7 protein-coding genes and 1 pseudogene are annotated in these 9,161 nt (G+C 68.4%); 5 read left to right on the top strand and 3 right to left on the bottom strand.

Translation table 11 applies throughout. The features are described 5' to 3' along the window. From VGF12_RS09190 to VGF12_RS09175, 4 genes and pseudogenes are all read left to right on the top strand, one after another. Window positions 1-183, top strand: a pseudogene (locus VGF12_RS09190) (flagellar biosynthesis protein FlhF); the annotation flags it as partial. A gap of 9 nt (window positions 184-192) precedes the next feature. Further along, the gene (locus VGF12_RS09185) at window positions 193-972 is read left to right on the top strand and encodes a flagellar biosynthesis protein (RefSeq protein WP_331175737.1); all 780 of its coding nucleotides are present in this window, start codon (window positions 193-195) and stop codon (window positions 970-972) included. Between the two features lie 17 nt (window positions 973-989). Further along, window positions 990-1,703 carry an RNA polymerase sigma factor FliA gene (locus VGF12_RS09180; protein WP_331175736.1) on the top strand — a complete coding sequence of 238 codons (714 nt, stop codon included), beginning with the start codon at window positions 990-992 and terminating at the stop codon, window positions 1,701-1,703. A gap of 50 nt (window positions 1,704-1,753) precedes the next feature. Further along, window positions 1,754-3,100 carry a methyl-accepting chemotaxis protein gene (locus VGF12_RS09175; protein WP_331175735.1) on the top strand — a complete coding sequence of 449 codons (1,347 nt, stop codon included), beginning with the start codon at window positions 1,754-1,756 and terminating at the stop codon, window positions 3,098-3,100. 19 nt (window positions 3,101-3,119) lie between these two features. Here VGF12_RS09175 and VGF12_RS09170 read toward each other — a convergent pair whose 3' ends face one another. The 3 genes from VGF12_RS09170 to VGF12_RS09160 are packed head-to-tail and all read right to left on the bottom strand — an operon-like array spanning window position 3,120 to window position 7,564. Then, window positions 3,120-4,982: a GGDEF domain-containing protein gene (locus tag VGF12_RS09170; protein ID WP_331175734.1), complete on the bottom strand. Its 1,863-nt coding sequence runs from the start codon at window positions 4,980-4,982 to the stop codon at window positions 3,120-3,122. Next, window positions 4,982-7,204 carry a putative bifunctional diguanylate cyclase/phosphodiesterase gene (locus tag VGF12_RS09165; RefSeq protein ID WP_331175733.1) on the bottom strand — a complete coding sequence of 741 codons (2,223 nt, stop codon included), beginning with the start codon at window positions 7,202-7,204 and terminating at the stop codon, window positions 4,982-4,984. The genes VGF12_RS09170 and VGF12_RS09165 overlap by 1 nt, the downstream gene beginning before the upstream one ends. Window positions 7,205-7,216: 12 nt before the next feature. Beyond that, window positions 7,217-7,564: an Hpt domain-containing protein gene (locus tag VGF12_RS09160; RefSeq protein ID WP_331175732.1), complete on the bottom strand. Its 348-nt coding sequence runs from the start codon at window positions 7,562-7,564 to the stop codon at window positions 7,217-7,219. Between the two features lie 195 nt (window positions 7,565-7,759). On the opposite strand from VGF12_RS09160, the gene VGF12_RS09155 reads away from it, so the two are divergent. Beyond that, entirely contained in the window at window positions 7,760-9,100 is a 1,341-nt protein-coding gene (locus VGF12_RS09155) for a sensor histidine kinase (RefSeq protein WP_331175731.1), read from the top strand. Window positions 9,101-9,161 lie beyond the last annotated feature (61 nt).

The following is a 9,161-nucleotide window of genomic DNA, read 5'->3' as shown; positions in this document are numbered from 1 at the left end:
AAGGTGCTGGGCGTCGCCAACGGTCAGCGCGTGCCCGAAGACTGGCACCGCCTGCCCAGTGCGGCGCTGGTGCAGCGTGCGCTCAAGGGCGCGGCCTCGAGCGCATGGCGCATGGACAACACCGACGTCAACCTCATCTTCGCCGGCGCGCCGCTGACGGAGGGCATGAGGGCCATGCACTAAATGCGCGACATGCCGCAAGATCAGGCCCACGGCCTGCGCCGCCTCTTCGCCGCCTCCAAGACCCGCTTCGTGCCGGTCGTCAGCAACCCGCGCGTGATGGGCGCGGGCGCGCTGCTCGAGGGCCTGTGCGCCGCCTTTGCGGAGCTGGGCCTGCATACCCTGGTCGTGGATGCCGGCGTACATTCGCCCCAGCCCTCGGAGCTGGCACAGGTGGACCTGTCCAACTGCATCGAGCGCCTGTCTCCCAGGGTTTCCTATCTGGCCGCGCGCGGGTTGCCGCTGCGCCACACCAATGCCCACGGTTCGGCGGCCGCCTTCCTGGAGGCCGTCGTCGAGGCTGCGCCCGAGGCCGATGTCATCCTGCTGCACGCCAGTGCGGCCGAGCTTGCCCGCGTCGTCGCGCTGCGCGAGGTGCGCCCGCTGCTGCTGGCCGACACCGATCCGGCCAGCGTCACGGAAGCCTATGCCGGAATGAAATGGCTGACCCAAAGGGCAGGGCTGATGGTCTACAGTCTGCTGATGGCCTGCCACCCTCAACTGCGCGTGGCCACTCGCATCGCGCAACAGCTCCATTCCTGCGCCGACGGTTTCCTCGGCGCGGTGCTGCGCGACTGGGCCTGCCTGGACCCCCGGGCCTCGCAGCATGCGCCGCTGGCGCCGGAGCTGCGCCACCTGGCCCGCGAGCTGCTGCTCGCGGCCCCTCCCGGAGCGGCCGTCGATGCCGCTTCCGACGCGACCCCGCTGCGCCCGGCGCGCGCGGTGTCTTCTCCCTTCATCGCAGCGCATTGATCTCGCCGGAGATGACGATGTACACGCCTAAAGGCCGCCTGGACAACAGCACGCTGATCAAGCAGTACAGCCCGCTGGTGCGACGCCTGGCACACCAGATGATCGCCAAGCTGCCGGCCAACGTGGAGGTGGATGACCTGATCCAGGTCGGACTGATCGGGCTGACCGACGCGCTGTCGCGTTTCGACGCAGAGCAGGGCGTGCAGTTCGAGACCTTCGCGACGCAGCGCATCCGCGGCGCCATGCTGGACGAACTGCGCGGTGGCGACTGGATGAGCCGCGGCACGCGCCGCCAGCAGCGTGAGATCGAAGGCGCGGTGCACAGGGTCGAGCAGCGCCTGGGTCGCGCGCCCAACGAGGCCGAGATCGCTGCCGAGATGGGCCTGCCGCTGGCCGAGTACCAGGAGCTGCTCGGTAAGGTTCGCGGCACCCAGTTGGTCTATCTGGAAGACATGTCGGGCGATGACGGTGATGACGACTATCTCGACCGTCACGTGGCCGACGAGGCCAGCAACCCTGTGGCCCAGCTGCAGGACCATCGCATGCGCGAGGCGCTGGTGGCGGCCATCAAGAACCTGCCGGAGCGCGAGCAGTTCGTGATGAGCATGTACTACGAGCACGACATGAATCTCAAGGAGATCGCGGCCGTGCTCAAGGTCACGGAGTCCCGTGTCTGCCAGTTGCACAGTCAGTCGATTGCAAGGTTGCGCGTTAAGCTGCGTGACTGGTAACACCGGGGCCATTTCTTGCCGAGCCCCGGCTGACAAGCAGGGGACAACGCATGTTCAGGTGGCCAAAGAGTGGGGGCACGACCTCTGCCGACTCTCGCGAAGAGCCCGCGCGCCGTGAAGAGGGGGCCGCGCTAAACGTCGTCAAGCGCCTCGCGCGTTCCATTTCCACGGTCGGCAAGGATGCCGCCGAGGTGCGCGGTGCGCTGGAGGACACCCAGCGCATCGTCCAAGCCCAGGGCCAGGCCATGCAGGCGCTGGCCCAACAGCTCCACCAGATCGGTCAGGCCCAGGCAGCCATCGCCGCAGCCACGGCGCAGAGCGCCGCCGCCGTGCAGCGCGCTCGCGGCGCGCTGGGCGTGGTCGGCGGCGAGGTCACCGGCATGGCGTCCACGCTGGTGCAGGTGTCCGATGCCGCCGCCGAGATCACCAAGATTTCCCTGCAGACCCGGCTGGTGGCATTCAATGCCGCTGTCGAGGCCAAGCATGCGGGTGACGCCGGCCGTGGCTTTGCAGTCGTGGCCGAGGCAGTCAAGGCATTGGCCGGCCAGGTGGAGGCGTCGTCCAAGGCCATCGTCAGCGCCATCGCCACGCTGCAGGAGCGCATTGACCGCTTCAGCGCCGAACTGACCCAGGATGGCGAGAAGCCCAGCGCCATCCACGCCGCCTTCCACGAAGTGGAGGAGGATGTGCAGCGCATCTCCACGTCGGCCGCCGAGAGCGGCCAGCAGATGGGCTTGCTCAACGAACGCGCCCACGAGCTGGAGCGCGAAGTGTCACAGGCCTCGCATGGACTCAAGGTCGCCTTTGATGGCAGCGACCGCTTCCTGCGCATGGCGGAGGACCTGGTCGAGCAGATCGCCGAGAGCGGTGTCGAGGTCGACGACATGCCGTTCATCCGCGCCGCCGAGCAGGCCGCGGCCGAGATCGCCGGGCTGCTGGAGACGGCCGTTCGCAGCGGCCAGATCTCGCAGGCTGACCTGTTTGACGAAAACTACCGTCCCATCGATGGCACCACCCCCCAGCAGCACACGACTCGCTTCTGCCAGCTGACGGACAAGCTCTTCCCCCTCGTGCAGGAGAAAGCGCTGGCCTTCAGCGACAGGGTGGTGTTTTGCATCGCGGCCGACCGCAACGGCTACATCGCGACGCACAACCGCAAGTACTGTCAGCCGCAGCGCCCCGGTGACACGGTCTGGAACACGGCCAACAGCCGCTATCGCCGCATTTTCAATGACCGCACCGGCCTGGCGTCGGCGCGCAACCAGCGACCTTTCCTGCTGCAGACCTACCGCCGCGACATGGGCGGTGGCCGCTTCGTCGTGCTGAAGGAGGCGACGGCGCCCATCATCGTGGCGGGGCGCCACTGGGGCGGCCTGCGCCTTGCGTTCAATTTCTAGGCGCGCCGCACGCTGCGGCTCACTCGGCCACGCAGGCCCTGTTCTTGCCGGTGTGCTTGGCCTCGTAGAGCGCCACGTCGGCGCGGTCCAGCGCGGCCTCCAGCGTCTCGCCGGGACGGTATAGCGTGACGCCGGCCGAGAAGGTCACGAAGACGTCCTTGCCTTCGTGCTTGAACAGCGCGCTGGACAGCGAGCGTTGCAGGCGCACCAGCACCTGCTGGGCTTCGTCCAGCGGCGTGTTGGGCAACATCAGCACAAACTCCTCGCCGCCGTAGCGCGCCACCATGTCGCCGGGCCGCAGCGAGGCTTGCGTGCGCTCGGCCAGCGACTTCAGCGCGATGTCGCCGGCGTGGTGGCCGAGGCCATCGTTGAGCTTCTTGAAGTTGTCGATGTCCAGCAGTGCCAGCGCCATTCGAGTTGACTCGCGTTCGGCCTTGGCCTGCTCGATGCCGAAAGCCTGTATGAGGCCGCGGCGATTGGCCACCTGGGTCAGTTGGTCGGTGTGGACCTCGTTGGACAGACGACGCAGCTCCCCTTCCAGTTCGTCCACGCGCTGGGTCAGCGCGGCGGCACGGTCGTGTTCCAGCGTCAGCCGCGCCTGTGTCTGGGCCACCAGTCCCTGGACGCTGCGGGTCTCCTCCACCATCTCACGCACGGTACCGGCGAGACTTTCCAGGGAGTCGGCATGCTCGATGGCCTCGGCATAGCGGCCCACGCTGCTCTGGAAGCGGTCGGTGTGCTGGCCCAGCTCGCCAAGCTCGGACAGCATGCGCTGGATCAGGCCCTTCAGGGCGTCGCGCGCCTTGGAGCGCTCTTCGCGCAGCGCGAGCTGGCGTTCGCGGGTGCCGGCCAGAAGCTCCGAAACGGTGCGCACGCCCCGGCCGGAGAGGCCCTGGGCCAGCGTGTTGTTCATCGCCTCGGCCTGGCCACGGGCCCAGGAGTCGTCCTCGGCGAGGTCGACGAGGCTGGCGCCCAGCTCGCGGCACAGGCCGCCGAGTTCGTCGAAGAGGTAGCGGCGGTGATCCAGCAGATGGCGCGCGCGCAGGCAGAGCGCGGCCATCTGCGTCGCGCGATCGGGGCTGGCGCCCTGGCCCTGGAGTTCGGCCTGGGCGGCCTCCAGTTCGCGCATCAGGGCGTCGGCGGGCGTCGCCTCGGTCTGCGGCGAGCGCAGTGCGTGGCGCACCGTACTGGCCAGCTCACCGCTGATCTCAGTCCAGTTCTCGCGGTGATCGACCGAGGGCAGGCTCTCGCGCAGGGTTAGTTCGCCCAGATCGCCGAGACGGGAGGTCTCACCATAGCCGGTGCTGTCGCGGAAGCCGGTTTCGGCAAAGGCGCTGTCGGCAAAAAACTGGCTGGGCGTGCCGCCCTCCTCAGTCTCGATGTCGCTGCCATCGGCGTCCTTGTCCCAGCTTGCGACGAGTTGGGTGAGCCGCTTGATCAGCTTGCTGCTGTCGCTGCGGCTCAGCTCCAGGGCGCGTGAGATGCCATCCTTCTTGCGTGCCAGTGTCCAGTGCCTGCTGCCTCGCTCCAGTCCGCGCACGAGGCGCTCGATGGCCTGGGCCAGGGCCTCGGCCTGGGCCGCCGGGCCGGCCACGTCGAGCAGCTTGTCGACCTGGCGCTGCAGCTCGTCCAGGCGCTGTTCGCGCAAGGCGGTCTGCAGCTCTTGGCGCGTGCTGCCACTGGGCAGGGCCAGGCTGATGAGCCTGGACATCAACTGCTGGACGCGTTCGGGCACGCCGCCGTTGGGTGTCGCGGCGGGTTCGCCGCCGGCTTCGATGGCGTAGGCGCGCGCGTAGTTCTCGGGTGTGGGCTCCAGCCGCGCCTGGGCGAGGCGCTGCAACGCGGCTTTCGCCAGTTGGGCCGGGGGCAGCTGGGAGCGCATCAGCCCTGTCCGCGAGGAATCAGGTCGCTGGGGACGTCGGCCTGCGTGATCCAGGGGGCCTTGCGCGGCAGCACGGTCTGGGCAATCCAGCGCTCCAACTCGTCCGCCGGCAGCGGCTTGCTGAACAAGAAGCCCTGCATCAGCGAGCAACCCAGGCGGTGCAGCACCTCCATCTGGCGCAGCGTCTCCACGCCCTCGGCGATGACGCGCAGGCCCAGGGCCCGCGCCAGCGCAATGATGGCCGTGACGACGGCCGAGCTCTGCGGCGTGATGCCCAGGTCTCGCACGAATGTGCGGTCGATCTTCACCTCCGAGATGGGCAGCGTGGTGAGATAGGCCAGGGAAGAGTAGCCGGTGCCGAAGTCGTCGATGGAGATCTCGACGCCGACCTCGTTGAGGCGGTGCAGAGACGGGATGACGTTCTGCAGGTCCTTCATCAGGTTGTTCTCGGTGATCTCGAGCTGGATGGACCGGTGCGGGACGCCGTAGGCGCTGACGCACTGGTGGATGTGCTCAACGAGATCGGTGCGTTCGAACAGCCGGCTGGGCAGGTTCACGGCGATGGAGTCCGAGAAGCCGAACTGCAGCGACCACAGCTTGGCCTGGCGGGCGGCTTCCTTCAGCGCCCATTCGGACAGCGGCACGATGAGGCCGGTTTCCTCGGCCAACGGGATGAAGTCGGCCGGTGGCACCAGCACGTTGCCACGCTGCCAGCGCATCAGCGCTTCGGCACCCACCATGCGGGCGGCGCGCACGTCGATCTTGGGCTGGTAGTGCAGCACGATCTCATTGCGCTCCAGCGCCTTGTGCAGCGCGCTTTCCAGCTCCAGCTTCTGCTTGCCGTGGCCGGCCAGCTGCGGCGAGTAGACGGCCGAGGCGTTGCGGCCCTGGCTCTTGACGGCGTACATGGCCACGTCCGAGTTGCGCAGCAGGTCGGCCATGGTCTGGCCATCGCGCGGGTACAGCGCGATGCCGACGCTGGCCGTGACAAAGCACTCCTGGCCGCCGACGAAGATGGGCTCGCGCAGCGCATCCAGCACGCGCTGGGCGACGCGCTCGGCGTCGCGCTCGTCAGTCACCTCGGGAAGCAGGGCAACGAACTCGTCGCCGCCGAGGCGACCCACTGCTTCCAGGCCGCGGTGACTGCGGTTGCCCAGGCCGTCGAGAACACCTTCGAGGATCTGGTCGGAATGGCGCACGCAGGCGCGCAGCCGCCGACCGACCTCGACGAGCAGTTCGTCACCGGCCGCATGGCCCAGCGTGTCGTTGATGACCTTGAAGCGGTCCAGGTCGATCAGCAGCAAGCCCACCTCGTGGCCGCCGCGCCGTGCGCTCTCGATGGCGCGCTCCACGCGGTAGATCAGCTGGCGGCGATTCGGCAGGCCGGTGAGCGCGTCGAAGTGCGCCAGTTGGCGGATGCGGTCCTCGGCCTGGCGGCGGTCGGTCACGTCCTGCAAGATGCCGGTGTAGCCGTTGACGCCGCCCTGCTCATTGAATTCGGGCTCCGCCTCGATGTGCACGACGCGCTGGCGGCCATCGGGCAGGGTAAGCGGCAAGTCGGTGACCAGCACCGAGGTGTGGGCGATGACGTCGCGCAGCAGGCGCAGGAAGACGTGACGGTCATCGGCTGGCACCATGCGCATGACGCCGATGAAATCGAGGCGATCCTGCGGTCCGCGGCCGAAGACGCGCAGGCCCTCGGCGGAGATGGCGAAGCTGGCAGGTGCCACGCGCCACCACTCGAAGCTGCCCATGCGGGCCAGGTCCTGGGCGCGGGCTAGTTTGGCCTTGCTGCGCTCCAGCTCGTGACGGGTCCGCGAGCTGCGCAGCAGGTAGCGCAGTCGGCCGTCCAGCAGGCTCCACTGGGGCGACTTGACGAAGAAGTCCGTGGCACCGGCCTGGTAGGCGCGGTTGATGGAAGCTTCGTCGTCCAAACCGGTCAGCATCAGCACGGGCAGGGATTCGAAGCCGGGCGTGGCGCGCAGCAGGGCGCAGGTCTCGAAGCCATCGAGCTCGGGCATCAGCGCGTCCAGCACGACGACATCGGGCGTGCGGGTGGACAGCAGGCCCAGCGCTTCGCTGCCACTGGCGGCCTCTGTGACCTCGAAGCCGCGCTCGCGCAGCGCAGCGGCGGTCAACAGCAGATTGACCTCGTCGTCGTCCACCAGCAGCACGCGCGGGCGCGGAGGCAGGTCGTCGAGGGCTTGACCGGTGGGCAGCATGAGGTGCTTGTGTCAGAGCAGCGCGGCGAGGGCCGTGCGTACCTGTTGGATGTCTTGGAGCATAGCGTCCAACTGCTCGGGCAAGCCCTGGGCATGGCCGTCGCGGGCCATGGTTTCGATCTCTGCACAACGCGCTGACAGCGCCGCTGCGCCGAGGCTGGCAGACGAGGATTTGAGCGTGTGACTGACGTGACGCACGACGGCGAGATCCAGTATGTCGCCTTCGCGGGCGCGGGCAAGGTCGGGAAGCAAACGGTCCAGTGAGTTGGAGAAGGCGCTCACGACGCGCTCCAGCAGCTTGTTGCCGCCGCTCGGGTCGAGTTCCCGCAGGCGGCGTATCGCCTCGGGATCGAGCAGCACTGCGGGATTTGGGGCGGTCATTGACGGATCTGCGGGGTCAGGGGACTCGGCACGCCTAAATGTATCTCGGGTGGGAGGGGGGCCAAATGCGAAGGAATGCACACATTCCACGGCGCTCGTGGTGCTTATTGACATCGGGTCATCTCGGGTCCGCCATGTGCCGGAGCCGCGGATGCGCTGCCTACAATGCCCGTCATGAACAGCCTCAGCGACGACAGCGCGCTCACGTCGCGCCGCCAGGAGCGACGACTGCCGATGCGACTGCTGGTGCTGGGCCTTGCCGCGGCGGCGCTGCTGCTGCTCGTGCTGGGTTGCCTGGTGGTGTTGGCGCTGGTGCGCGCCTGGGGCGGCGAAGTCGGCCTTGTGCATGCCGCGCTCGTTCTGACGGCCTTCTTCACGGGTGTCATGGTGCTCGTCGCGGCAGCGCTGGGCTGGCATGCAGGCGTGCGGCTGACTCGCCAGCGCCTGGCAGAACCGCTGCGAGAGGCGCGCCAGCAGTTGCTGATGCAGACCCAGTTGCAACGCGACTGGCAATGGGCCACGGATGCCCATCACCGGCTCGTGCGCTGGCAGGCGCCGCAAGGTGCGCCGTCGTCGAGCTGGGTGGGCGCTGGCGCAAGCACCCAGCAGTTGTGGGACCGCTTCGAGGCCGCCGCGCCCACCGCGCAGTTGCGCGAGCGGCTCGACGCGCACCAGCCGTTCGCCGAGCTGCAGCTCGCCGCGGCGGACGGCGGCGCACACTGGCGGCTGCGCGGGCTGCCCTGCATCGATGCCCAGGGACATTTCGCCGGCTATCTCGGCACGGCGCGGCCGGAGGAGGGCGCTGCGGCATCTGCGCCGGTGCCGGCGGTGCAGGCCCCGCCCGACCTGGCGGCCGAGCACGAATCCTTCAGCTACACGGTCTCGCACGACCTGCGCGCGCCGTTGCGTGTCGTCGAGGGTTTCGCGCGCATCCTGAAAGAAGACTACGGCACGCGGCTGGACCGTGTGGGCAACGACCATCTGGACCGCGTGATGAGTGCTGCGGCGCGCATGAATAGCATGATCGACGCGTTGCTGTCGCTGAGCCAGCTGTCCACGCGGCCGCTCGTCAGCCAGCCCGTCAACCTGTCGCAGCAGGCCGGCTATGTCATCGAGGAACTCCAGCGTACGGCGCCGCAGCGCGATCTCTCACTGGACATCGAACCCGGCCTGACGGTTCAGGGCGACCCCACGCTGTTGCGCATGGTGCTGGAGAACCTGCTCGGCAACGCCTGGAAGTACAGCGCCAAGACCGACCGCACCGAGATCGGGTTCGGCTGCGTCCAGCAGGGCGGGCGACGCGTCTTCGTCGTGTCGGACAACGGGGCCGGGTTCGACATGCGCTTCGCGGAACGCCTGTTCGGCGTGTTCCAGCGCCTGCACAGCGCCAGCGACTTCCAGGGCACGGGTGTGGGTCTGGCGCTGGTGCGCCGCATCATTCGCCGGCATGGCGGCGAGATCTGGGCCGAATCGACCGTCGGTGAAGGCGCGCGCTTCTATTTCACGCTGAGCTGAAGCCCTTCGCTCCCTCGCGCCGCGGAAGGACAGGAGCGCCCCCGGGCCGTGGGATGTCGTT

Source organism: Roseateles sp., from assembly GCF_036404855.1.
In the GTDB taxonomy this organism is placed as follows: Bacteria; Pseudomonadota; Gammaproteobacteria; order Burkholderiales; family Burkholderiaceae_C; genus Pelomonas.
This window is presented reverse-complemented; position numbering and strand designations above follow the sequence as displayed.